This is a genomic window from Fictibacillus sp. NPDC058756 (assembly GCF_042746035.1).
In the GTDB taxonomy this organism is placed as follows: domain Bacteria; phylum Bacillota; class Bacilli; order Bacillales; family Fictibacillaceae; genus Fictibacillus.
Genome location: NZ_JBHYPU010000006.1, coordinates 1 through 23,270, shown reverse-complemented (window position 1 = coordinate 23,270; position 23,270 = coordinate 1). Strand labels below are relative to the sequence as shown.

The 23,270-nt window shown below is 40.1% G+C and carries 26 protein-coding genes; 1 reads left to right on the top strand and 25 read right to left on the bottom strand.

Annotated features, from left to right (window positions below; translation table 11 throughout):
• Nucleotides 1-102: 102 nt before the first annotated feature.
• The 14 genes from ACFW35_RS19510 to metG all read right to left on the bottom strand — a co-directional run bounded on the left by ACFW35_RS19510 (nucleotide 103) and on the right by metG (nucleotide 13,581).
• Nucleotides 103-1,053 carry a ribose-phosphate diphosphokinase gene (locus ACFW35_RS19510; protein ID WP_379838050.1) on the bottom strand — a complete coding sequence of 317 codons (951 nt, stop codon included), beginning with the start codon at nucleotides 1,051-1,053 and terminating at the stop codon, nucleotides 103-105.
• Nucleotides 1,054-1,084: 31 nt separating this feature from the next.
• Complete coding sequence (glmU, locus tag ACFW35_RS19505; RefSeq protein WP_379848246.1) at nucleotides 1,085-2,464, bottom strand: bifunctional UDP-N-acetylglucosamine diphosphorylase/glucosamine-1-phosphate N-acetyltransferase GlmU; 1,380 nt, start codon at nucleotides 2,462-2,464, stop codon at nucleotides 1,085-1,087.
• A gap of 228 nt (nucleotides 2,465-2,692) precedes the next feature.
• Nucleotides 2,693-2,983: a septation regulator SpoVG gene (gene spoVG, locus ACFW35_RS19500; protein WP_066238133.1), complete on the bottom strand. Its 291-nt coding sequence runs from the start codon at nucleotides 2,981-2,983 to the stop codon at nucleotides 2,693-2,695.
• Nucleotides 2,984-3,359: 376 nt separating this feature from the next.
• A complete protein-coding gene (locus ACFW35_RS19495; RefSeq protein WP_379848290.1) occupies nucleotides 3,360-3,737 on the bottom strand; it encodes a RidA family protein in 378 nt (125 codons plus the stop codon).
• The gene (gene purR / locus ACFW35_RS19490; protein ID WP_379848244.1) at nucleotides 3,734-4,564 is read right to left on the bottom strand and encodes a pur operon repressor; all 831 of its coding nucleotides are present in this window, start codon (nucleotides 4,562-4,564) and stop codon (nucleotides 3,734-3,736) included. Before purR ends, ACFW35_RS19495 begins: the two co-directional genes overlap by 4 nt.
• Nucleotides 4,565-4,624: 60 nt before the next feature.
• Nucleotides 4,625-5,488 (bottom strand): 4-(cytidine 5'-diphospho)-2-C-methyl-D-erythritol kinase, encoded by an 864-nt coding sequence (gene ispE, locus ACFW35_RS19485; RefSeq protein ID WP_379848242.1) that lies wholly within the window; start codon nucleotides 5,486-5,488, stop codon nucleotides 4,625-4,627.
• A 145-nt stretch (nucleotides 5,489-5,633) separates the two neighbouring features.
• Nucleotides 5,634-5,807 (bottom strand): small, acid-soluble spore protein, alpha/beta type, encoded by a 174-nt coding sequence (locus ACFW35_RS19480; protein ID WP_077365586.1) that lies wholly within the window; start codon nucleotides 5,805-5,807, stop codon nucleotides 5,634-5,636.
• Nucleotides 5,808-5,935: 128 nt separating this feature from the next.
• Nucleotides 5,936-6,196, bottom strand: a complete 261-nt coding sequence (veg, locus tag ACFW35_RS19475) for a biofilm formation stimulator Veg (RefSeq protein WP_066238125.1) — start codon at nucleotides 6,194-6,196, stop codon at nucleotides 5,936-5,938.
• Between the two features lie 459 nt (nucleotides 6,197-6,655).
• Entirely contained in the window at nucleotides 6,656-7,522 is an 867-nt protein-coding gene (yabG, locus tag ACFW35_RS19470; protein ID WP_379848239.1) for a sporulation peptidase YabG, read from the bottom strand.
• Nucleotides 7,523-7,609: 87 nt separating this feature from the next.
• Nucleotides 7,610-8,485: a 16S rRNA (adenine(1518)-N(6)/adenine(1519)-N(6))-dimethyltransferase RsmA gene (rsmA, locus tag ACFW35_RS19465; protein WP_379848237.1), complete on the bottom strand. Its 876-nt coding sequence runs from the start codon at nucleotides 8,483-8,485 to the stop codon at nucleotides 7,610-7,612.
• 6 nt (nucleotides 8,486-8,491) lie between these two features.
• A complete protein-coding gene (gene rnmV / locus ACFW35_RS19460; RefSeq protein ID WP_379848235.1) occupies nucleotides 8,492-9,058 on the bottom strand; it encodes a ribonuclease M5 in 567 nt (188 codons plus the stop codon).
• Between the two features lie 189 nt (nucleotides 9,059-9,247).
• A complete protein-coding gene (locus ACFW35_RS19455) occupies nucleotides 9,248-10,450 on the bottom strand; it encodes a ubiquitin-like domain-containing protein (RefSeq protein WP_379848233.1) in 1,203 nt (400 codons plus the stop codon).
• A 215-nt stretch (nucleotides 10,451-10,665) separates the two neighbouring features.
• Entirely contained in the window at nucleotides 10,666-11,433 is a 768-nt protein-coding gene (locus tag ACFW35_RS19450; RefSeq protein ID WP_379848231.1) for a TatD family hydrolase, read from the bottom strand.
• A 177-nt stretch (nucleotides 11,434-11,610) separates the two neighbouring features.
• Nucleotides 11,611-13,581 carry a methionine--tRNA ligase gene (gene metG, locus ACFW35_RS19445; protein WP_379848229.1) on the bottom strand — a complete coding sequence of 657 codons (1,971 nt, stop codon included), beginning with the start codon at nucleotides 13,579-13,581 and terminating at the stop codon, nucleotides 11,611-11,613.
• Nucleotides 13,582-14,476: 895 nt separating this feature from the next.
• Here metG and ACFW35_RS19440 point away from each other — a divergent pair.
• Nucleotides 14,477-14,761: an AbrB/MazE/SpoVT family DNA-binding domain-containing protein gene (locus tag ACFW35_RS19440; protein WP_066285380.1), complete on the top strand. Its 285-nt coding sequence runs from the start codon at nucleotides 14,477-14,479 to the stop codon at nucleotides 14,759-14,761.
• Nucleotides 14,762-14,817: 56 nt separating this feature from the next.
• On the opposite strand, the gene rsmI is transcribed toward ACFW35_RS19440, so the two are convergent.
• The 11 genes from rsmI to ACFW35_RS19385 form a co-directional block, all read right to left on the bottom strand.
• On the bottom strand, nucleotides 14,818-15,702 hold the full coding sequence (gene rsmI, locus ACFW35_RS19435) for a 16S rRNA (cytidine(1402)-2'-O)-methyltransferase (RefSeq protein WP_379848227.1): 885 nt from the start codon (nucleotides 15,700-15,702) through the stop codon (nucleotides 14,818-14,820).
• Nucleotides 15,677-15,967, bottom strand: coding sequence for a GIY-YIG nuclease family protein (locus ACFW35_RS19430; RefSeq protein ID WP_379848225.1), 291 nt, complete (start codon nucleotides 15,965-15,967; stop codon nucleotides 15,677-15,679). The genes rsmI and ACFW35_RS19430 overlap by 26 nt, the downstream gene beginning before the upstream one ends.
• On the bottom strand, nucleotides 15,951-16,700 hold the full coding sequence (locus tag ACFW35_RS19425; RefSeq protein WP_379848223.1) for a tRNA1(Val) (adenine(37)-N6)-methyltransferase: 750 nt from the start codon (nucleotides 16,698-16,700) through the stop codon (nucleotides 15,951-15,953). Before ACFW35_RS19425 ends, ACFW35_RS19430 begins: the two co-directional genes overlap by 17 nt.
• Before the next feature lie 345 nt (nucleotides 16,701-17,045).
• Complete coding sequence (gene yabA, locus ACFW35_RS19420) at nucleotides 17,046-17,399, bottom strand: DNA replication initiation control protein YabA (protein ID WP_379848221.1); 354 nt, start codon at nucleotides 17,397-17,399, stop codon at nucleotides 17,046-17,048.
• Between the two features lie 14 nt (nucleotides 17,400-17,413).
• Nucleotides 17,414-18,247, bottom strand: a complete 834-nt coding sequence (locus ACFW35_RS19415; RefSeq protein ID WP_066285372.1) for a PSP1 domain-containing protein — start codon at nucleotides 18,245-18,247, stop codon at nucleotides 17,414-17,416.
• Between the two features lie 4 nt (nucleotides 18,248-18,251).
• Nucleotides 18,252-19,238 (bottom strand): DNA polymerase III subunit delta', encoded by a 987-nt coding sequence (holB, locus tag ACFW35_RS19410; protein ID WP_379848219.1) that lies wholly within the window; start codon nucleotides 19,236-19,238, stop codon nucleotides 18,252-18,254.
• A 15-nt stretch (nucleotides 19,239-19,253) separates the two neighbouring features.
• On the bottom strand, nucleotides 19,254-19,694 hold the full coding sequence (locus tag ACFW35_RS19405) for a YaaR family protein (protein ID WP_066285370.1): 441 nt from the start codon (nucleotides 19,692-19,694) through the stop codon (nucleotides 19,254-19,256).
• A 31-nt stretch (nucleotides 19,695-19,725) separates the two neighbouring features.
• Nucleotides 19,726-20,055, bottom strand: coding sequence for a cyclic-di-AMP receptor (locus ACFW35_RS19400; RefSeq protein WP_077365562.1), 330 nt, complete (start codon nucleotides 20,053-20,055; stop codon nucleotides 19,726-19,728).
• 15 nt (nucleotides 20,056-20,070) lie between these two features.
• On the bottom strand, nucleotides 20,071-20,715 hold the full coding sequence (gene tmk, locus ACFW35_RS19395) for a dTMP kinase (protein WP_379848217.1): 645 nt from the start codon (nucleotides 20,713-20,715) through the stop codon (nucleotides 20,071-20,073).
• Nucleotides 20,712-22,151, bottom strand: coding sequence for an aminotransferase class I/II-fold pyridoxal phosphate-dependent enzyme (locus tag ACFW35_RS19390; RefSeq protein WP_379848215.1), 1,440 nt, complete (start codon nucleotides 22,149-22,151; stop codon nucleotides 20,712-20,714). The genes tmk and ACFW35_RS19390 overlap by 4 nt, the downstream gene beginning before the upstream one ends.
• Before the next feature lie 120 nt (nucleotides 22,152-22,271).
• Entirely contained in the window at nucleotides 22,272-22,466 is a 195-nt protein-coding gene (locus tag ACFW35_RS19385) for a sigma factor G inhibitor Gin (protein ID WP_066285362.1), read from the bottom strand.
• Nucleotides 22,467-23,270 lie beyond the last annotated feature (804 nt).

Here is a 23,270-nt window from a genome sequence, read left to right as displayed (position 1 = left end):
GATCCCCCAGGAGGCTCGCACCTTACACTACAATCAACTCATCAATGAAGAGAAATGAATAAACACAAATGCAACAATCTTTAGAGAAGAGCTTCAAAACTTTTAATCAAACAATTTAGAAACAGATAACTGCTCGTGAACACGGATGATCGCTTCACCTAATAGCGGCGCTACTGAAAGCTGTGTAACTTTGTCGATTTTCTTTTCTTCAGGAAGAACGATTGTGTTTGTCACAACTAGTTCTTTAATTGAAGAATTTTGGATTCGGTCCATAGCTGGTCCTGAAAGTACTGGATGCGTACAGCATGCATACACTTCTTTCGCTCCGTTTTCCATTAGTGCATTAGCAGCCAAAGTTATCGTACCCGCTGTATCAATAATGTCATCGATTAAGATAGCTGTTTTGCCTTCAATGTTACCTACGATGTTCATTACTTCTGAAACATTCGGACGAGGACGGCGCTTATCAATAATGGCGATCGGTGCTTTAAGACGGTCAGCCATTTTACGTGCTCTTGTTACACCGCCATGATCTGGTGATACGATAACGATGTCATCTAAGTTTTTATTTGAGAAATAGTTAGCAAGAATCGGCACACCAAGCAGCTGGTCTACAGGAATGTCGAAAAAGCCTTGAATTTGAGTTGCATGAAGATCGATTGCAATGACACGGGTAGCTCCTGCAGTTTCAAGCAAGTTTGCAACAAGCTTTGCAGTAATCGGCTCACGTGCACGCGCTTTTCGGTCTTGGCGTGCATAGCCATAGTAAGGAATAACGACATTAATCGTTTTAGCAGATGCACGTTTTAAAGCATCAATCATAATTAAAAGTTCCATTAAATGCTGGTTAACAGGGTCGCTAGTGGATTGAATAACATATACTTCACATCCGCGGATACTTTCTTCAATGTTGATTTGAATTTCCCCGTCACTGAATTTTGTTACTGAACTTTCTCCAAGTTCAATTCCAATATGCTCGGCAATCTCTTTTGAAAGTTCCTTATTGGAATTTAAAGTGAAAACTTTTAATGTAGGATCTACATACGTACTCATTGATGGTTTCATCCTTCCCCACTCTTAATAATTATTGATTTTGTTTTTCGTTAAGCTTTTGAACATAGTTTTCTTTAACGGTCTGACGCGATCTTGCGATGGACAGCGACTCAGCCGGAACATCATTAGTAATGGTAGAACCTGCTGCAACATAAGCGTTTTTCCCAACTGTAACAGGTGCTACTAAGTTAGAATTACAGCCGATGAATGCACCATCTTCAACTTTTGTCAGGAACTTGTTCTTACCATCATAATTCACAGTAATAGATCCACAGCCCAAGTTAACATCTTTGCCAATTTCAGCATCCCCAATGTAGCTTAAATGTGAAGCTTTGCTTCCTGTGCTCATAACAGATTTCTTTATTTCGACAAAGTTTCCGATCTTCACTTTATTCTCAAGAACAGACTTAGGGCGAATGTGTGCAAAAGGTCCGATTGCTGTTTCATTGCCCACTTCACTGTCATGGATGACAGACTGGCGGATTGTGTTTCCGCTTCCTACCACACTGTCTTTTATTTCAGATTGAGGACCAATGATGTTCTCTTCACCAATCTTCGTGTTCCCTAAAATAACAGTCCCGGGGTAAATAACTGTATCACTTCCGATTTCTGCATCATCAGAAATATACGTTTGTTCTGGATCGATTAATGTAACGCCATTTCTCATATGGCGCTCATTAATTCTCTTTTTCATAAAGCTTTCCGCTTTGGAAAGGGCAACTCGGTCATTTACACCCAGCGTTTCATTAAAATCAGGAGTTTGATATGCCGCTACAACCTCACCGGCTTTTTTCAAGATTTCGATCACGTCAGGCAAATAATATTCACCCTGTACATTGTCATTGCTTACTTTCTTTAAAGCTTCAAACAACGCTTTATTATCAAAACAGTATGTTCCTGTATTAATCTCCGTAACTTTGCGCTCTTCCTCAGATGCGTCCTTATGCTCAACATTTCTCTCAACCGTACCTTCACTGTTGCGAATGATACGGCCATAGCCAGTTGGATCATCTGCCTGCGCTGTAAGGATAGTAGCTTTTGCTCCAAGTGATTCATGTTCAGCAATAAGCTTTTCCATAGTTTCAGATGTAATAAGCGGAGTGTCACCACACACCACAAGAGTAACTCCTTCCTCTTCAGCTAGAACCTCTTCTGCCTGCATAACAGCATGCGCAGTTCCGAGCTGCTCTTCTTGAAGGACATACTGAATGTGATCGCCCAGTTGTTCCTGAACCTTTTCTGCTCCGTGGCCAACTACAGCCACCATTTGCTTCATTTGAAGTGAGCTGATCTGGTCAACAACATGCTGAACCATCGGCTTACCACAAACAGGATGTAATACTTTATATAATTTGGATTTCATCCTTGTTCCTTGACCCGCAGCAAGAATGACCGCATAGCGATTTGTCATAGTGAACCTCCATCCATTTTCCTAATTCTTAATATACCATTACGAATATATCTTAAACGCGGGGGCTTTTCAAGAAGTGACGCGGGATTGTCAATGGTTTGATATAAATAGAGAAGAATTTGGAGGAAATGAGCTTATATATTTGGAGAAGATTCAGATTATTATAAAAATGGGCAAATAAAAAGAACCTAATCATTTGCGACCAGGCTCTTGATTCTTATTAGGATATTAAGAAGCTCCTGCTTCTTCCAAAGCAGACTCCATTTCTCCCATACGGTGATATTCTGTTAATACCGCATTTTGAATTTTTTCCCGAGTACTTGAAGTAATCGGATGTGCGATATCACGGAATTCCCCATCTGGTGTTCGTTTGCTTGGCATAGCTACGAACATTCCATTATTGCCATCAATTACTCTGATATCATGAATAACAAATTCATGATCGATTGTAATGGAGGCAATCGCTTTCATACGGCCTTCTGTATTTACACGGCGTAATCTTACGTCAGTCACTTCCATTCACAAACACCACCTTTTTCCAATAATAAGAACGTAATACTACAATTCTTCAACATTTTACAAAATCCTTCTTTGAAAAATAAAAATTTTTAAAAAATTTATAAAGATACCATCATAGCAGTGTTTTTAGGTGTTTGTACGGTATAAGTTTGCATAAGCTTAAGTAAGATGGCTGTCGATTTCTTTATCCGGTCCGTTTTGTCGAAAAGTCTATAAATGAAGATTTATGGTCTGAAAATTAAGATTTACAGCCTATAGATTTTATTTACGGCTTATAAATTTGAATTACGGCCTATAAAATAAAATTACAGCCTGTAAACGATTATTTCTCTCTTGCCGCTCTTTTCTCCCAAAAAAATAAGCCCCATCAAGGAGCTTATTTCGTAAGTGCGATCACTTCAATTTCAACTTTAGCATCTTTAGGAAGTCGTGCTACTTCCACACAAGAACGTGCTGGCTTATGTTCTGAAAAATATTGGCCATAGACTTCATTAATGTCAGCAAATTCATTCATATCTTTAATAAAAACCGTAGCTTTGATTACCTGCTCAAGAGATGAGCCCGCTTCATTTAGAACCGCTTTTAAGTTGCTGAATACTTGATGTGTCTGTTCTTTAACATCTCCATCGACCATTTCGCCTTCTTTTGTCAGTGGAATCTGGCCTGAACTGAAAAACAAATTGTTGTAGACGATTCCTTGGGAGTACGGCCCGATTGCTGCTGGAGCTTCTGTAGTATGAACCTTTTTCATTATGAATGACCTCCGTTTAGAGAATAATTGCCTTTTTCAACTTCAATACGGTTTTCTTTTTCGTTTACTTGAGAAAGACGTGCGATCGAAACATAATCATCTACAAGGCGTTCGGATACTTCCTGCGCTTCCACTAGTACGCCAATTCCTTCGATTTGTGCCTGAAACTCTTCTATTAAACTGATCATGCCTTTAATCGTACCGCCAGCTTTCATAAAATCATCGATAATCAAAACACGGGATCCTTGTTTGATGCTTCGTCTTGCAAGAGCCATCGTTTGAATGCGTTTTGTGGAGCCGGAAACATAATTGATACTAACGGTGGATCCTTCAGTTACCCTGCTGTTGCTCCTAACAACCACTACAGGAACGTTCAAATGTGTAGCTACCGCATAAGCAAGGGGTATACCTTTCGTTGCAATCGTCATAACAACATCTATTTTTCGTTTAGAGAAGATAGAAGCAAACAAACGCCCGATCTGATTAACCAGCCTTGGATTACCGATCACATCAGTAACGTACAGATAGCCTCCGGGCAATATTCGGCTTGGATCTTCCAGAAGCTGAACAAGCTCTTCAACTGTTGCTTCCGCTTCTGCATGATCGATGCCTGGAATGTATTTTACACCGCCCGCTGCCCCTGGAACGGTTTGAACTTGTCCTAATCCGTGCTGTTCAAAATGTTCCTTAATGATAGCAAGATCTTCACTAATAGATGATTTAGCCGATTCATAGCGTTCTACAAAATAAGATAAAGGAATAAGCTGATGGGGATGATGAAGTAGGTAGGCTGTCAAATCCACCATTCTTCCGCTTCTTTTTAATTTCATATTTTCCTCCAAAACCGAATGTTTGAAGTTAATATAACATTTTTATACGGATTTTATCAATCATTCCCCTAATAGTCTTACTGCATATACTTCATTGCAAAAACCTCTTAAACCGTTATAAACCCGCTGAAGCCTTGATTCATGCTGAAATAGTCCAAACACTGTCGGCCCGCTTCCACTCATCAAAACGGCATCTGCCCCAAGTTTCATCATCTGTTCCTTAATATGTTTTACTTCAGGATACATTTTAAGGGTCACGGTTTCTAACACGTTGCCGAGAAGGCTGCAGATCTGGTCGTAGTCTTTATCTTCAATAGCTTTAACCATTCCTTCTACATCAGGATGTTCGATTCCTGAAAGCTTTAAGTTCCGGTATACTTCACCTGTCGAAACTCCGATTGGAGGCTTGGCTAAAAGCACCCAGCATGGAGGCGGAGAAGAAATGTGATGGATTTTTTCACCGCGGCCTGTTGCCAGTGCAGTTCCGCCGTATACACAAAACGAGACATCGGACCCGATCTTTGCTCCGAGTTCTGCGAGTTCGTCCAGTGACAAGCCTAAGTTCCAAAGCTGATTCAGCCCTTTTAATGCTGCTGCAGCGTCACTGCTTCCTCCAGCAAGTCCTGCAGCGACAGGAATATGTTTTGAAATATGTATAAAAACACCTTGTTTAATTCCGTACGTCTTCTTAAGAAGCAATGCAGCCTGATATGCCAAGTTCCGTTCATCCAAAGGCACGAAGCCGCCTGAGCTTTCTATTCTAATTTCATCTTTTTCTAATAAAGTCAGTTCGATGCGGTCAGCTAAATCAACCGTGGTCATGACCATGGCTACTTCATGAAAGCCGTCTTCTCTTTTCCTCAGTGCATCAAGAGACAGATTGATTTTAGCCGGTGCTTTAATGGATACTTTATTATTAATCATCTTTATCCCTGCCTAAAAATCTTACACAATTTTGATATTTTTAATAGTAACACAGTATGAACACTTAAATATAGTTAAAATCGTTCATCTCAGGGTAGGAGAAAACCGGAGACTTAACACCTCCGGCTTTATTTCTATCGCATATTTATTTGTTTAATCTTTGCTCGGCTAATTCAAGTGCGCGCTTAACCATATTCCCTGCGTCTTTTGAAGAAATACCGCCCCAACCATCACGCTGAACTTTATCGTAAAAACCCAGCTCTTTGGCAATTTCAGTCTTTAATCCTTCAGACATCATTCCATGCTTGCTTCTTCCCATAATGATGAAAACCCCTTTCATATGCGATACGTTATAGTATCTCCAAAAGGGGTCAATTCTTGCTGTATTTCGTATATGTATGTTTAAATCCAGCTGCAGAGGGTAAAAAAAATAGCAGTAAAAAGTTCTTACTGCCCGATTGCTGCTTGTGTATCTTCTAAGAATGTAAGTTCTACTGTTTCTGTGAGTACATCCGCGTAACTATAAGAAACACGTTCGAAAGCGTTGGTGTCCTGATCTAATTTGATAATAAAAACTGCTGGGTATGTTTCTTCCAGTGTTCCTAAACGTTCGATCGTTTTGCGTCGACCGCCATTTGCACGTAAAGAAAGTCTTCTACCCACGTTGGACTCTAAAGAGCGTCTAATGTCCACTATTGTTTTACCCATTTTAGGCTCCACCTCACTTAGACAAATTGTAACACAAATCGTGCTTTTTTGTCAAATTAAAATTTTCATTATAGCAAGCAAAGCATTTTCATGTCAATGACCAAATATCCTTTTTTTGCTTTTTTTAGTATGTCTTTTTTTCGGGAAGATATGTATAAAGTAAGTAAATGATACAAATAATCTTTTGTTTTGGCTGTTTTCGTAAATTTTGCGCTCTTGAAAGTGGTTGATTTCCGCTACAGGGCTCGCTTTCCGCAGGGCGTGCGGTGAGCCCCCTCTGTACTGCGTCCATTGAGTGGTCTCACCTGCCCCGCTCGTCCTGCAGGAGTCTCACCCTTCCGCTCCAATTAACTATTCAATGAAGAACTTTTGACAGTCTCTCAATAGCAACAATCTTATAGAGAATACCACCTTAAATCAGCTGAAAACAAAAAAACTCCGGCAGTCCGGAGTTCTATTTTAAGGCTTGGTTTTGATGGGCATTCCTGTCCGGAGAAACCCTCTCGTCTCTACACCGCCTAATCCTTCTTTTCCAGTCAGAGTGTTTCTTAAAACATCCATAACATTCACACGGTCCATAAATGACGTTAAACTGATTTTTGACACGATATAGACAGGATCGAGAGCATGAATGTTTATCCGCGCAGGAGAACTTGCAAAGTTTGAACCAACCTTAATAAGCGATTCAAAATGAGACTGGCAAGCACCGGCAAAGATCATCAGATGATCAAGATTCGTATACTTCCTTCTCACTTCACGGACCGTCCTGATGAAATATTTCGTATGGCGATAAGCATTAACATCTGTTACATCGCCTTTTGATTTCATATAAGCATCATGACCTGTGATAACAAGAATGTCTGGTCTAACTTCATCTACAAGTGCTGGAACTTTTTCAGGCATCTCGGTTTCTTTCATATGAATGCCATAAACAGGTACACCCAGCTTTTTATAAAGCTCCAGGCATTTATTTAAATATAAGGGATCTCCGTCAATATGAAGCACTCTTCCAGGCAGTTCAAAATAAGATTGATCGTATTGATAGCCGTTTGTTGAGAGGTATTCCCTTTTTTGTCTTAGCAGATAGTAATCCTGTCTGAATAATTTTAGTGAGGAATCTTCCTTTTCCTTTACTACTTGCCTGTGTTCAGACATTTGCTTGTCGTCCACGACAAATAAATCGTCCACCGGAGCATCAGCCCAGAGTCTGAGCTCTTCTCCTGCAAGTTCTGCAATGGTACGATCTTCACTAAATCCTACAATACGAAAAAGTAAATCCCGTTTGTAAGAGTTCCTGGTTACAATTGATCCAATCTCTAGTTTCATTTTACTCCCCCTATTTGGAGTAACAAGCTCCACTGCTCCCAATGTTCCTTTTATAAGAGTATGAGAGGATAAGGGGAAAAATGAGGTTTATTTTACAAGCGGCAAAAGAGAATCTGCCAATCTGCCGAATTCTTCAATTGTCAGCGTTTCTCCTCGGCGTTTAGGATCAATATCCAACTTCTCTAAAATAGATAGCAGTTCATCTTTCTTTTCTTTTGAAACAAGCTGGCTTGTCAGGTTGTTCCATAGCGTTTTTCTTCTTTGTGCAAAAGAGGATCTGACTACCTCAAAAAAGAACGCTTCATCTTTTACTTTTACAGCTGGTTCTTTGCGAATCGTAAGTTTAATAACGGACGAATCCACATTAGGTGCTGGAACAAAAACGGTTTTAGGCACTTTAATCATCATCTCAGCTGTCGCATAATATTGAATGGCTATAGAAAGGGAATTATAATCTTTTGTACCCGGAGATGCAGCCAGGCGGTCGGCTACCTCTTTCTGGATCATACAAACGATGCCGCGAATAGGAAGTTTGTCTTGAAGAAGCTTCATAATGATTGGTGTTGTCACATAATAAGGCAGGTTTGCAACTACCATTAAGTCTTGTCCTTCTTCAAAATGCTCTCTGATCACTTGGTGAATATCGGCTTTTAGCACATCAGAATGGATAACTTCTACATGCGGGTATGGAGCCAGCGTTTCTTTTAAAATCGGCAGCAGCCTCTGATCGATCTCAAAAGCAACGGCTTTCTTTGAAGCTCTTGCGATAAACTCTGTCAATGCACCGATTCCAGGACCGATCTCAATAACTCCTGAATCCTCCGTTAAATCAGCAGCATTAACAATATTATTAAGTATGTTGCGATCGATTAAAAAATTTTGCCCCAGACTTTTCTTAAATGTAAAACCATGTTTTTCAAGTATGGTCTTTGTGGATTGCGGGGTTGAGATATCTTTTCTCATTACTATCTAGTCCTCCTCAATTCTGTAGAGCGCCTGCAGAGCTTTCTGAAATTCTTCCTGAGTGACGCGAAACATATTTAAACGTTTGTATAATTGTTTTGCATTCATATATCCTAAACGGAGCTCTGCACCAATTATTTCTCGTCTTTTTTTCGAATCCGCTTTTCCTGTTAAACCAGCTGCTATTAAATCTTCCCATGCAATTAATTCATTTTCTTCTGATTGCAGCATTTCTTCTCTCACATGTGAAAGAGCTTCAATAATAGCTTCTTTAGATGCATGCTCTACACCTACACCTTTATCACCTTTAGCAATGGCATCTTGTTTTGCTAAGTACGCGTGCTTACAACCCGGAACAAACTCGGAAATGATCTGCCGAATTCTCTTTCCAGGAAAATCAGGATCCGTAAATACGATAATTCCCCTGATGTCATGCGCTCTCTTGATCCGATTCAAAGTATCTATACTTATTTCTGAACCATTTGTCTCAATCGTATCCGCTTCAACTGAACGTTTTATAGCGAGTGTATCGCTCTTTCCTTCAACGATAATAATTTCTTTTATTTTTTTCATGATTTCCTCCAAAACGGTGAAACCTTTTTAGGCATTGCAGCGTCTAATAATTTGAACGAAAAAACATCTTTTACTAGTATACCCCAGGCGTCAAGAAAGTCTAGGATTGACTAGCCTTAACTTCTAAGTGATTCGGTTCTAGGCGCAAAAAAAGCACAGGGAATAATCCCCATGCTTTGTTAGATCAAATTAGTTTATGATGCGAATCTTAATTGTTTTTCTTCCCCAAGCCTCTGCCTGTGATTGAGAAGCAAAGAATACATCAATCTTGTTACCCTTTATAGCTCCTCCAGTATCTGATGCAATGGCATATCCATACCCTTCAACATATACTTTTGTGCCAAGAGGAATAACATTTGGATCGACTGCGATTACTTTCGCATTCGGATTAGCTTTTAAATTGTAGCCTGAAGCCGTGATCCCGGAACATCCTGAGCAGTTAGCAGTATAAGCCGTACTTGTTACAGTCAGCTCTCTTCCGCCAGAATTACTCGGCGCTTTGCTACGCGATACTACAGGCTGCGGTTTTGCTTTTGTACCGATGGCAACAATTTTATCTGTGCTGTCGCTTAATGTTTTTTCGCCTACAAGTTTTCTGGAAACTTCTTTTCCGTTTTCCATTACAACTTCATAGCGTTTTTCAAGCTTGCCTTTCTTGCCATCTTGCACGACACGCTCTTTGCCTTTTGTTAATCCGCTGTCTTTACGGTTAACAACAGCAAATGGTGTTTCTTCTTCCACTACATCGGTGACCTTTTCTACTCTGATGACTTCAACCTGCGTTTTGCCAGTAATTTTTTCTGTTTTGGCAGGTGATACTCGGTCTATTTCACCTAATGATACCTTTTGTTGCTTCAAAAGGTCAGCGACGGTAGTGGAAGTGGTCCAAACTTGCTGTGCTTTTCCGCCTACAACAAGCTTTACCGGAAATGCTGATTCGATCTTAATCTTGCCTTGATCTTGAATATCAGCAGTCAGATTTGGCTTAATGACATCATGCTCTTTCAGCGATAACTGCTGTTCTTTAACGAATTGCTCAACAGTCTTTGCTGTCGTCCATACCTTTTTGTCTTTGCCATTTACGGTAAGGACAATTTCCTTAGCCTTTAAATAATCAACCTTCATGTTATCTTCGACCTTTGCTGAAAGCCCAGGCTTTACAACATCATGCTGGTTAGGTTTTATATTTTGTTCGCGTAGAAGTTCTCTTACTGTGCTAGCATGTGTTTTAACTTGGCTTTTCTTTCCGTCAAGCATTAGTGTGACTTCTGCTTTCGTAGTTTCATAACCTACGAATCCAGTAGTTACCGCTAAAACGAGAAGAGCGGCTAAAGAAAGATAAAGTTTCTTTCTCGTAAAACTCGAGAACAAAGCTGTAATATTCTTATACATCCAATTTCCTCCCCTACAAGGACTGCATTATAAATACCTTTTTTCTCTCTGTCAAATCCCTCCTTTTTCGTCATTAATTGACCCAAGGCTAATTATGAACGGATAAGAAGGAAAAAGGGAAGAAAAAACGTTTGACAATTTTCCTGTCCCTTTTGTCATTTCTTGAAAGATAAACGCGATATTTTTCATGCTTCGTTTGTTTCCGACAACATATCCTATCGGAATATGTTAAAAATTCGAAAAGCATTGTCGGAAGTTTTCTTTATGATGTCTTCAAGTGGAAGATCTTTTATATCTGACAAAGATTCTGCTACATACTTTACATAAGATGGTTCGTTTCTTTTGCCTCTTAATGGATGAGGACTAAGATAAGGACAATCAGTTTCAATTAAAAGCCGGTCCATCGGAATGTCTTTCGCAACTTCCTTAACCTTTTTTGCATTCTTAAATGTTACTGGTCCACCAAAACTTATGTAGAAATTCATTTCCATACATTGGCGGGCAACTTCTATACTTCCGCTGTAGCAATGCATGATGCCGCCAACTTCATGGGCTTCTTCTTCCCTAAGTATGTCAACAACGTCTTGTGTCGCTTCCCGGTTATGAATAACGATGGGAAGCTTCACTTTTTTCGCAAGGCGTATTTGGCGTCTGAAAACTTCTTTCTGAACATCTGCAGGCGACTTATCCCAATGATAATCCAATCCCATTTCGCCAAGAGCGACAACTTTTGGATGCGCTGCAAGTTCTTCAATCCAGGCCAAATCTTCTTCCCTCATGTCGATTGCATCGACTGGATGCCAGCCTACGCAAGCATAAATGAAGTCATATTCTTCAGCAAGTTCCATAGCACCGTTGATCGTTTCCCGGTCAAAGCCGACAACCACGATGTGGTGAACTCCTTCATCTAAAGCCCGCTGGATAACTTCCTGACGGTCTTCTTCGAATTGTGCTGCATTCAGATGTGCGTGTGTATCAAACATAGTGTACAATCCTTTCAACTTTACAAATCTTATCACATTTTCCATTCATTCGGGTAACAGCAGCATTACAATATAATTACATTGTGGGTATTAAGACCTATTTTTATTATAGATTTACAAGTATTTCCTCTATCTTAGGCACTAAAAAAGCAGGGATATCCTCCCCGCTTTTTCTCATTATTTAACTTTTGAACCATTTGGAAGTGATTGATCAACTGTCGCCAATGTTAATTGACCATCAGAAGAACCTGCTAAAATCATTCCCTCTGAAAGCTCTCCGCGCAATTTCACAGGTTTTAGGTTCGTTACGCAAATAACTTTTTGTCCAACAAGATCGTCCGGCTTATAGTACTGGGCAATGCCAGAAACGACTTGGCGTTTTTCGTACCCCAGATCCAGTTGAAGCTTTAACAGTTTATCAGCTTTTTTTACTGGTTCAGCTGCTATTACCGTTGCAACCCTTAAGTCTACCTTCATGAAGTCATCGATGGAGATCTCAGGTTTTTGGTCGGCTGCAGATTGAACTTCTTGCTTCTCTTCTTCTTTTGGCGCTTCTGCCGGTGCAGAAGTGCTTCCCATAGAATCTTTAATGAACTGTACTTCAACTTCTGTTTCAAGTCGAGGGAAGATCGGATCCCCTTTTACAACTGAAGTATCTCCCGGAATGGTACCGAACTCTTTTAAAGAATACCAGTCTGTCAGTTTAGAGTCATTCAATCCAAGCTGTCTCCAGATTTTTGCTGGAGTTTCTGTCATGAACGGCTGAATCAGAACAGATACGATGCGGATTGACTCTGCAAGGTGATACATAACGCTTGCAAGTTCACCTTGTTTTGCTTCATCTTTTGCAAGCACCCATGGCTGCGTTTCATCAATGTATTTATTTGTGCGGCTGACAAGCTGCCAAATGGTTGAAAGCGCGATTGAAAACTCAAGGTTCTCCATCGCTTCTTCTGTTTTTCTTACCGTTTCCATCGCAAAATCTTCAAGGGTTCCATCAAAATCTGTAATACGGCCTTCATAAGCTGGAATCTTGCCGTCAAAGTATTTACCGATCATGGCAATCGTACGGTTTAAAAGATTTCCTAAGTCATTTGCGAGATCTGCATTTACTCTGTCTACAAAGCTTTCAGGTGTAAACACGCCATCAGAGCCAAATGGCACTTCACGAAGCAAGTAATAACGCAGTGGATCTAGACCATAGCGGTCGATCAGTACATTTGGATCCACTACATTTCCTTTGGATTTGGACATCTTTCCGTCTTTCATCAAAAGCCAGCCATGCGCAATAACTTGTTTCGGTAAGGGAAGCCCTAAAGCCATAAGCATGATCGGCCAATAAATCGTATGGAAACGTACAATTTCTTTACTCATTAAATGAACATCTGCTGGCCAGTATTTTTGATACTTCTCATCGTTATCACTGCCATAGCCAAGGGCCGTTATATAGTTAGATAGAGCATCGATCCATACGTAGATAACATGCTTTGGATTTCCTGGAACTTTTACGCCCCAGTCAAAGGATGTACGGGAAACCGCAAGATTCTCTAAGCCTGGTTTAATAAAGTTATTAATCATTTCACGCTTTCGTGATTCAGGATAGATAAAGGAAGGATTCTCTTCATAATAAGCCAGCAATCGGTCAGCATATTTGCTCATGCGGAAGAAGTAACTTTCTTCTTTTACCTTTTTCACTTCACGTCCGCAATCAGGACACTTGCCGTCTTCAAGCTGGCGTTCTGTAAAGAATGATTCACAGTCCGTGCAATACCAGCCTTCATATTCACTTAAGTAAATATCATCCTGGTCGAGAAGCTGCTGAAAGATTTTTTCGACAGAATTTTTATGACGGTCATCAGTTGTACGGATGTAATCATCATATGAAATGTCCATCTTCTTCCAAAGAGCTTTAATATCATCAACGATTCCGTCTACATACTTTTGCGGATGTAGACCTTGTTCATTTGCTTTCTTTTGAATCTTTTCCCCATGCTCATCAGATCCAGTAAGGTACATAACATCGAACCCTTTTAAACGCTTGTATCTTGCCATCGCATCTCCCGCTGTCGTTGTATACGCATGGCCGATGTGAAGCTTTCCGCTTGGATAATAAATTGGTGTTGTAATATAAAATGTTGGTTTTGCCACTAATACCGCCTCCTCAAAGTATTCTGTAATAAGGAAAAAAGCCCCTCCATTTAGGGACTGTTCGTCTTTTGAAATGGCTCTTTTCTAAAATATTGTTTCCACAGGGAGCTTTGAAGTTCTTCATTGATTAGTTGATTGCAGTGGAACGTGCGAGACTCCTCGAAAATGAAAAATCACATTTTCTTCGTGCGATATAACGCTGTCGAAGCCTTCCTTGTCCTGCGGGACTAGCGGTCAGGTGAGACAATTGAAAGTGAAACGTACGAATGTGGCTCACCGCCTGCCCCGCGGAAAGCGAGCAACCTGTAACGGAAATCAACTTCTTCCAAAGACAACAAAGTTTTACACAAAAACAGCCTTTAAATTATAGGGAACATTTAACTGTTCCGGAAAATGTATCTTTTTTACAAAAACTATAAAAAACTGTTTACTCTAGGACATAAAAGTAAAAATGCAAGCGAAAGATTTCTATGTAAATACTTTCATTATTCTCTTTTCTTCCTTCAAAATATACCTAATGCATTGAAAGTGTGTCAAGGTGTAGGAGCTAAAGGTTTAAAAGGAGAACATGGATAGTATTTTTTCATTGTTAGTTTTGTCGAAATTTGACGATTAATCTAAACCTTATTTCCAGTTAAAATTTTTCATCTTTTACACTTATTTGAATTTTTTATGACAATATATGAATATATCTTCCATTTACCGGTTTCAAAAGTATTATTAAACGGGTATATACTAGAGAATTCACTTGGTAAAAGAAATAAAAATGTTTAAGTCAAAACTATTGACGACAATTGGAAATCTTGGTAAGATGTTCTCGTAGGATTTTGTCGAATTCTGACGATTAAAATAGATAGGGAAATTTTTTTATATATTCGGGAGGAGAGATTTTATTATGAAATCTACAGGAATTGTACGTAAGGTTGATGAACTAGGACGTGTGGTTATTCCGATCGAACTGCGCCGTACTTTAGGAATTGCAGAGAAGGATGCTTTAGAAATCTACGTTGATGACGACCGCATCATCCTTAAGAAATACAAGCCAAACATGACTTGTGCAGTAACTGGGGAAGTTTCAGATGATAACTACACTGTAGCAGGCGGAAAAATCATTCTTAGCCGTGAAGGTGCTAAAGAAGTTATGGATGAGCTTCAAAAGCAGCTTCAAACATCAAAATAAGAACATAAACAATAAGAGCCTTCATTTAGAAGGCTCTTTCACTTTTTGTTGAAAAATTATAGGCCATGATATTCCTGATAAACGGAACGCTTTGGAACATTCCGGTCAACAGCTGCTAACTTAATCGCTTCTTTTGGCTTCTCACCTTGATTAACATAATGATCGACATGTTCAGTCATCGAAAGAGACTCCCACCATTGCACAGCGGTTTCACTCTCGAACTCTGCATTCCCGCTTCCCTCGACTACTAAGCAAAATTCTCCCCTGATTTCAGCATCTCCCTGACATATATAATCAGTAACTTCAGCAAGTGTACCTCGGATAATTTCTTCATATTTCTTTGTTAACTCCCGGACCACTGCAATTTTCCGGTTTTCAAATATTCCATTCATAGCCTGAAGTGTTTCTTTTAGACGATGAGGGGCTTCATAAAATAAAAGCGTCGATGGAAAGGGCTTTAATCTTTCTAATTCAGCTTTCCTTTCTTTTTTACCCCGAGGAAGAAAACCATAAAATGTGAAAAGTTCAGTATTTAATCCGGAAGCGACCAGTGCAGGCAAGGCAGCATTTGCTCCAGGCAGTGGTATGACAGGTATTTTTTCTTCTACACATTGGACCACTAGCTCATACCCAGGATCTGAAATCCCTGGCATCCCGGCATCAGTAACTAATGCAATTTGCTTTCCTTCTTTTAATGCTTCTATAAGCTTTTGTCCGCTCTGCATTTTATTATGATCATGATAACTCGTCAATGGTGCACTAATTTCAAAATGGTTACATAACTTCTTTGTTTGCCGCGTATCCTCTGCTGCTATCATATCAGCCTCTTTTAATGTGCGAACAGCACGAAACGTCATATCTTCTAAGTTTCCAATCGGTGTGGGAACAAGATATAATGCACCAGTCCCGCGCTCGTCATGGTAGCTCTTTTGCTGCCACATATGAAACACTTCCCTCTTTAATTATTCTCTCTTTTGCGGCTCTGTTCAGTTTCTTTATGGCAAATTCCAAGCGCATTGCTTCTTGTTTCGTACAAAAAGACTGTTGAAATACAAGCTTAAGAGGTCCTCTTCCTCTTGTATACTTAGCACCTTTTCCTTCTTCATGTTTACGCAGCCGCTGACTGATCTCATTTGTATAGCCTGTATAGTAAGTTCCGTCACCGCACTCCAAAATATACACAAAATGATTATTGCTCTCGTTCACCGTAGAACATCCTTTTAAGCTCAGCCGTATATTCCCCATTATCTCCGTATACCGTAAGCGGTGAAAGAATATGCAGGTCAGGCTTTCCGTTTTTCATTCCTTCTATTAAAAGCATGTTAGCTTCACTTCCGGCTTTTGGATAAATCAGCTGCAGTTTTTTAGGTTCAAGCTTATACTGGCGCATAAATGCTAAGATCTCCATAAGACGGTTCGGACGATGTACCATCGCCACCTTTCCGCCTTGCTTTACAAGCTGGCTGCTTACACGAATCACATCTTCTAAGGAACAATGAATTTCATGGCGTGCAATTGCGAGATGTTCATTCTGATTGAAATCTTCTTCATGGACTGAAGCAAAATACGGGGGATTGCACGTTAACGCATCAAATGTGCCATGACCATATTTAGCAGGCGCCTCTTTTATATCCGCGAGATCCATATTTATCTGATCATCTAGATTGTTGAGCAGAACACTTCTATTTGCCATACTGTATAGTCTTTCTTGAATTTCAACCCCGGTTATGTGGGCTTTGGACCTTTTGCTCAGTAAAAGAGCTACTGCACCGTTGCCGCTGCACAAATCTATGATTTTACCTTTTTGAATCGGAACCCAAGCAAAACGGCTTAATAAAACCGCATCAAGCGAAAACGAAAAGACAGAGGGACTTTGTATTATTTTTAAGTCTTCATGTACTAAGTAATCAATTCGTTCATCTGGCAGAAGCTCAGTCATAATGATTCCCTCTCTTTCTTTTATAAAATAGTTGATAGAGGTTGATTTCCACTTCAATCAACTTGCCAACGAAAGCTAAAAAATTGTGCTTATGGTGTTTTTTTCTTCTCATCATTGATTAGTTGATTGGAGTGCAAGGTGCGAGACTCCTGCGGGACCAGTGGGACAGGTGAGACTCCTAATGGTGCATAGCGCCAAGGAGGCTCACCGCCCGCCCCGCGGAAAGCGAGCATCCTGGAACGGAAATCAACTACTTCCAAAAGCTACAATTGTTGCGAAAACAGTCTTTAAAATAGTTTTTAAAATTACCCATATAAAAAGAAGCCTTCCCCTCAGGAAAGGCGTTTATTTCTTATTTAAAAATGAAAGACAAAACAAACAATCTCCCTCTGAACGTACGCTGCCATAATGAAGGTTGCAAATGTGGAATCCTTCTTGGTAGAGACGTGCCAGGTTATCATAGCCCTCACCGATATCGGTAGGCTCTTTTTTTCCCTTAGAAGCTAGAGATTTTTTAGCAGAAACTCGTGTTCCCTCAGAGTTCAGCTTGTTTCGAAGATTTTCATTTTCCATCACGAGATGGTGGTTTTCTTCAATTAATGCAGCCAAATGGGTCTTAAAATCTTCTAGTTGCTGTGACAACTCCGTGATTTGTTCTTCCATTTGCACCACGCGGGAAAATATAGTCTTCTTTTCCACGAATTCCACCTCTTTTACTCTGTGGCCTGACTGAATAATTCCTCTTTCTTGCCTTCTGCCAGCTCGTCCAATGTAAACTCTGTCGTTCTTTCCATTGATGGAATGTTTACTTGAATGAGCTTTTCAAGCAAGTTCAAGCCGACAACGCGACCAACACCATGAGGGGTCATAATTTCTTCACCAACATCAGGCATTTCTTCTTTAGCTTCTTCGTAATAGTCATTTTCGTACTTCAGACAGCACATTAAACGTCCGCATAAACCTGAAATCTTAGCTGGGTTTAATGAAAGGTTCTGATCTTTTGCCATTTTGATTGAAACGGGCTCAAAATCTCCTAAGAAAGTGGAACAGCAAAGCATACGGCCGCATGGTCCAATTCCCCCGAGCATTTTCGCTTCATCTCTGACACCAATCTGTCTTAGTTCTATTCTTGTCCTAAAAATAGAAGCAAGATCTTTAACAAGCTCACGGAAATCTATTCTTCCGTCTGCTGTAAAATAAAAAATGATTTTATTTCTGTCAAACGTATATTCAACATCGACCAGCTTCATATCCAGCTGGTGTTCAATGATTTTTTCCTCACAACTTTGAAACGCTTCCTTAGCGGCTGCTTTATTTTCATCCACAGATAAAATATCTTTCTGTGTCGCGAGCCGAACGACTTTTTTTAAAGGAAGAACTACATCGTTCTCCCCGACTAGTTTCTTATCGATAACTACCTTGCCATATTCTATTCCACGCGCTGTTTCCACAATGACGAACGCGTCTTTCTTCACTTCAAGGTCGCCGGGGTCGAAATAATATACTTTACCCGCTTTCTTAAAGCGGATGCCCACTACCTCATACAAGGTTTTATCCCTCCCGTAATCGTAAAACCAACTGCTCCATCACCATAAGGGGGCTGACGTTGCTCCTCAGTCTGGCTTGAGCAGTCAGTATAGCTTGCAGAGCTTCTCCTGTTTTCTTTTGAGACGTTTGAAGCGCCTGCTGCTCTAATGCTTGAAGCTGGTCGAAAAAAACGACTTTTTCCGACTGTGATAAATGTATAGATAAAAGATCCCGATACCAGATCAAAAGTAAGTTTAAAGCTAAACGCAGCTGTTCTTTCTCTTTAAAAAAGCTTAAATACTGGTCTTGCAGAACAACAAGACAATAATCAGGCCGCAGCCGCAGTTCCTCCGTCAATTGTATCACTTTGGCTCTTGCTTGTGCAAACCACTCTTCCCTACAAATTTCGAGTGCTTCTGCATAATCTGACGTAAGTGAAGAGGCCAAAGCAGCAATTGGCTTTGGTATTTCCTCCTCTAACAGCTTCTGTAAGATCCCTTCAGGAGCAAGGGGCGAGAAAGAAAGAGTCTGTGCACGCGAACGGATGGTATCAAGCAAACTATGAACCTGTTCCGTTAATAAAATAGCAATCGTATCTGAACCCGGCTCTTCTAAAAACTTCAGCAGACTATTTGCTGCTTGAACGGTCATCTTATCAGCGTGCTCTACAATATAAACCTTTTTAGAAGACTCCATTCCGCTGTATGCAAATTCCTTCTGCAGTCCTCTGATCTGGTCAATCTTTATCGACTGTCCGTCGGGTGAGATGATATGTACATCCGGATGGTTGCCTGATGTGATTCTTTTGCAGTTGGTGCAGTTCTCGCACGGATTTCCATCTTCAGCATTTCTGCATAGAAAGGTTTTAGCTAATGCAGTCGCGACTGCCATCTTGCCTGTTCCGTGTGCCCCTTCAAAAATATATGCATGAGCAAGGCGCTGCTTTTTTATACTGTTTTTTATTAGTTTCACAACACGGGGCTGTGTCTTGCTGCTTATTTCCCAGCTCATCATACATTTCACCTGCTACGTATATAAATTAACTAATAATCCTTTGATTTCACCTATCTTATCTAATAAGGATATTGAGTCTTTTTCCTGGCTTAATACTGCTTCTGTAATTTGGATCAGCTGTTCATCAATTTCTTTAACAAGTTTGAGTGTTCGTGACCGCCCTTGTTCATTCCAGCTTTTGTTTTGTTTTAACTGCATACCGAAGTTAACTGCTTCTTTTACGAAGCGCTGAACCAAATTTTTATAAAGCTGCAGATCCCGTACAGTTTGGGACTGCAGCAACCTTTTGCCTTGTGTCTCGATATCGCCTAACAGCCTTGTCAGCTGTTCAGAGTGGAGTTTCTCACTCTGCTTGGATACCGTCTCTCCAAAGGAAAGGGATGTTTTCTTTCCCATTTTCCCCTCATTTTGCTTTGTATCAAGAACTGGTCTTATGTCCTGTCCGATTTTCATAATAACCCCTCAATTTTGAAGCTTAAATTTATTAAAATTGCTGGAAGCTTTCAACAGGCAGTACGAATACCGTTGCACCGCCAACTTCTACTTCAACAGGATACGGCACATAAGCATCCGCGTTTCCGCCCATCGGAGAAACCGGAGCAACCATCTGATTACGGCTTTTGCAGTTCTCCCGGATAATATCCATGACTTCATCAATCTGAGCATCTTCCACACCAATCATAAACGTTGTATTTCCGGCTTTGAGAAAACCGCCTGTTGTTGCGAGTTTTGTGGCACGGTAATTCTTTTCAACAAGCGCATCCTGCAGTCGGCTGCTGTCTTTATCTTGAACAACGGCTATAATCATTTTCATGGCAAATGCCTCCTTTTACTTTTCCTTATGATTCGCTAAAAGCTTATCCAAATCCTTTACGATCTCTGCAAACACCGTCTCAGGATCCTGTTCACCGTTAACGCGATGAATACGCTTCTCCTGATTAGCAAAAATATGCTGAAATCCTTCTCTTACCCTTTCATGATAAGAAAGATCTTTTTGCTCGATCCGGTCGAGGCTGCCTGTTCCGTATCTCGCCTTCATTCGCTCTCGTCCAACTTCTGGAGAGACATCGACAAAATAACTGCGGTCAGGTACCAGTCCGCTCGTTGCAATGCTGTTCACCTGTAGTACCGGTTCTTCACCGACACCGAGCCCAAATCCTTGATAAGCGAGTGAAGCATCAACAAAACGGTCACATAAAACAACCTTGCCTTCTTCAAGGGCAGGAAGGATTTTTTCATGAACATGCTGTGCCCTTGATGCAGCATAAAGAAGAACTTCCGTTAGGTCATGCATTTCTTTATGCTCTGGATCTAAAATAAGTGAGCGAATCTTATCACTGATTCTAGTACCGCCTGGTTCGCGTGTTTGTATAAAATCAATTTTATTTTGTGTTAAGTATCCGGCAATCTTTGCAACCTGAGTTGTTTTGCCTGACCCGTCTGGACCCTCTAGCGTAATAAATAAGCCTTTCACAATTGCTGCTCCTTACTTATATCAAATACATGCATCTTATTCTGCTCACTGATTCCCTGGAATCGAGCACCCTTTTCCTTAAAGAATAAATAATGACGTATGGATTCTGATGTAATTTTTTCTCCTTTTGCAATCAAAGGAATACCTGGAGGATAAGGAATTACAGCTTCAGCTGCCGCATATCCTTCAGCATCCTCTATTTGAACATGTTTGACGCGCATTCTCTTCATGTCACTATAGCAAAGTCCTAACGTACTAATCGGAGGAAATAAAGATACCGTTTGAATCTTTTCTGTTCTATTTTTATATAAAGAAAGTTTTTCCGAGATTTTATAAAAAACTTTCTTTAGCTCAGTAAGCCCATTGATTGTTCCGAGCGGCAAAATAAGTAATACATTCCGGTCATCGGCAAGCTCTGTAAACAAACCTGCTTCTTCAAAAAGGTGCTGCAGTTCAAACCCTGATATATCTTTATCTGACTGAACTGTTATCTTGAGAGGATCTAAAATGTAACCTGCAGGAGTTTTAACAGTATGAAGATGATCCAGCGAATTAATAAATACTCTAAAATCATCAGCTTGAAGAATAATATTATCTAAATCCGCATCTGACAAGTTCTCCATATATAGACGGCTCAAATCCAGTGAAGCCATAATCAGATAAGAAGGGGAAGAAGATTGAACGATCTGAAGAGCTTGTAATAAACGATATTCATCAACTTGATCACTGTTCACATGTAAAAAAGCACCCATCGTTAAAGCCGGAAGTGTTTTATGTGCAGATTGCACAACAATGTCTGCTCCTCTATGTATCGCACTATGCGGCATATTCTTAAGCCCGAAATGTGCTCCATGTGCTTCATCGACCAAAACGATGCCGTTATGAGCGTGGATTACTTCCGCTATATCTTCTATACCCTGCTGCAAGCCGTAATAAGTAGGATTTGTTAAAATAATTCCTTTAAACTCGGGATAGCTTTTTATAGCTTTCCTTACTGTATCTAGGCTGACTCCTAAAGGAAATCCTCCGTCTTCATCCATTTCTGGTGATAATAATACTGGTTTCACACCAGCAAGTTCAAGTCCGTTCAGAACTGATTTATGGCAGTTCCTCTGAACAAGAACGATATCGCCCTGAATAAATGAAGAAAGAATCATAGCGAGATTCCCAGAAGTACTTCCTCCAATAAGGAAATAACTTCTCTTCACTTTATAAAATGAAGACAGCAACTCCTGCGCTTCGAGGATTGCTCCTTCTGGATGATGCAGATCATCAAGCCCTGTCAGTTCTGTAGCATCTAAGGACAAGACAGGCTGAAAAAAAGGTTTAGCAGTCTTTTCAAAGATATGACCATTTTTGTGTCCAGGAACATGAAAAGACCACTTATTATTCTTTGTATGTTTAATTAACGCTTCATATAGCGGTGCATGTTTCATAGTTACAAACCCTTTTATTTTCAAATATTTCTCGTCTTTTGGTATATCTCCATTCTATCACATGTTTCATCCCCAAAGAATTTATCACATAAAAAAACAGACTGTTTAACCAGCCTGTTTTTATGAAGACGCATTTACTAATTTTAATTTTCTTAATTGTGATAAGTAATGTTTATAATAGTCATCATTTGTTTTGGCAGTAAGGATTTTCTGCTCACATTCCCGGCAAATAAATTGATGAAGAATGTGTAATCCCCGATCCTTTTGCTCCTCACAAACCATACACGTTTCCCCGTACTGTCGTGTGTTTTTCATTCTTCCACCTCCATAATGCCATTGTTGCCAGAATTGTTTATTCATATACGTTTTTTCAGATTATTTTAAGGTTCTTTTAAAATGTATGAGACTCTGGCTCTCGTTGTGTCTGTCTTTATTCTTTTCGGTAAAATAAACCGAGTATGCGTCCTCATGTTTCCATAAATCCCCGCTGCACCACGATTTAAAACCGTTCGATGTGCTGCTTTTAAGAGTTAAAGCAATTTAATGCAGATTGGGGGCAGTGATTAGATTTTAGTTGATGTGGATTTTTGATTGGTGTACGGCATAGGTGATTTTATGGGGTTGTTGCTAGTGGGATTTTTGGGGTGAGAAGTGTTTTTAGGCCGTAATTTTATTTTCTAGACTGTAATTTGGATTTTTAAGCTGTAATTTTTCATTTATAGACTTTTCGACAAAAGTGAGATTTATCGTTCACAGTACGTGTTTTTTTATTTGTTACACGTTCGCGCAGAAATAGGATGTTTTCACGCAGGATGCTCGGAGTTTCACGCGTTATACACTCTGTTTCACGCAAAATCTCTCTCGTTTCACGCAGAATTTCCTTCGTTTCACGCGAAGCTCTTCCTTTATAAGAAAAACAGCTATATGAATAGTCTTCAATAACATTGGCTGCGTGTCATTTCACTGACTGCAGCTAATCTTTATTGTTTTGATCTTAAAAAAGGCACTTTTCTTTCTTTTTTATACAAAAAAAGAAGATGGATCTTCATCCATCTTCCTCATTGCCTAGCGACGTCCTACTCTAACAGGGGGAGACCCCCAACTACCATCGGCGCTGAA

Bases quoted from the DNA above. Each gene is read 5' to 3' on its own strand.
- ACFW35_RS19480 (WP_077365586.1), bottom strand. From the start codon at position 5,807: ATGGGAAGAAGCAAGCATGGAATGATGTCTGAAGGATTAAAGACTGAA.
- veg (WP_066238125.1), bottom strand. From the start codon at position 6,196: ATGGGTAAAACAATAGTGGACATTAGACGCTCTTTAGAGTCCAACGTG.
- ACFW35_RS19510 (WP_379838050.1), bottom strand. From the start codon at position 1,053: ATGAGTACGTATGTAGATCCTACATTAAAAGTTTTCACTTTAAATTCC.
- ispE (WP_379848242.1), bottom strand. From the start codon at position 5,488: ATGATTAATAATAAAGTATCCATTAAAGCACCGGCTAAAATCAATCTG.
- holB (WP_379848219.1), bottom strand. From the start codon at position 19,238: ATGAGCTGGGAAATAAGCAGCAAGACACAGCCCCGTGTTGTGAAACTA.
- ACFW35_RS19440 (WP_066285380.1), top strand. From the start codon at position 14,477: ATGAAATCTACAGGAATTGTACGTAAGGTTGATGAACTAGGACGTGTG.
- purR (WP_379848244.1), bottom strand. From the start codon at position 4,564: ATGAAATTAAAAAGAAGCGGAAGAATGGTGGATTTGACAGCCTACCTA.
- ACFW35_RS19385 (WP_066285362.1), bottom strand. From the start codon at position 22,466: ATGAAAAACACACGACAGTACGGGGAAACGTGTATGGTTTGTGAGGAG.
- yabG (WP_379848239.1), bottom strand. From the start codon at position 7,522: ATGAAACTAGAGATTGGATCAATTGTAACCAGGAACTCTTACAAACGG.
- ACFW35_RS19400 (WP_077365562.1), bottom strand. From the start codon at position 20,055: ATGAAAATGATTATAGCCGTTGTTCAAGATAAAGACAGCAGCCGACTG.
- glmU (WP_379848246.1), bottom strand. From the start codon at position 2,464: ATGACAAATCGCTATGCGGTCATTCTTGCTGCGGGTCAAGGAACAAGG.
- ACFW35_RS19455 (WP_379848233.1), bottom strand. From the start codon at position 10,450: ATGTATAAGAATATTACAGCTTTGTTCTCGAGTTTTACGAGAAAGAAA.
- ACFW35_RS19390 (WP_379848215.1), bottom strand. From the start codon at position 22,151: ATGAAACATGCACCGCTATATGAAGCGTTAATTAAACATACAAAGAAT.
- ACFW35_RS19450 (WP_379848231.1), bottom strand. From the start codon at position 11,433: ATGTTTGATACACACGCACATCTGAATGCAGCACAATTCGAAGAAGAC.
- spoVG (WP_066238133.1), bottom strand. From the start codon at position 2,983: ATGGAAGTGACTGACGTAAGATTACGCCGTGTAAATACAGAAGGCCGT.
- rnmV (WP_379848235.1), bottom strand. From the start codon at position 9,058: ATGAAAAAAATAAAAGAAATTATTATCGTTGAAGGAAAGAGCGATACA.
- ACFW35_RS19425 (WP_379848223.1), bottom strand. From the start codon at position 16,700: ATGACTGAGCTTCTGCCAGATGAACGAATTGATTACTTAGTACATGAA.
- rsmA (WP_379848237.1), bottom strand. From the start codon at position 8,485: ATGAGAAAAGATATCTCAACCCCGCAATCCACAAAGACCATACTTGAA.
- rsmI (WP_379848227.1), bottom strand. From the start codon at position 15,702: ATGTGGCAGCAAAAGAGCTACCATGACGAGCGCGGGACTGGTGCATTA.
- ACFW35_RS19405 (WP_066285370.1), bottom strand. From the start codon at position 19,694: ATGAAAATCGGACAGGACATAAGACCAGTTCTTGATACAAAGCAAAAT.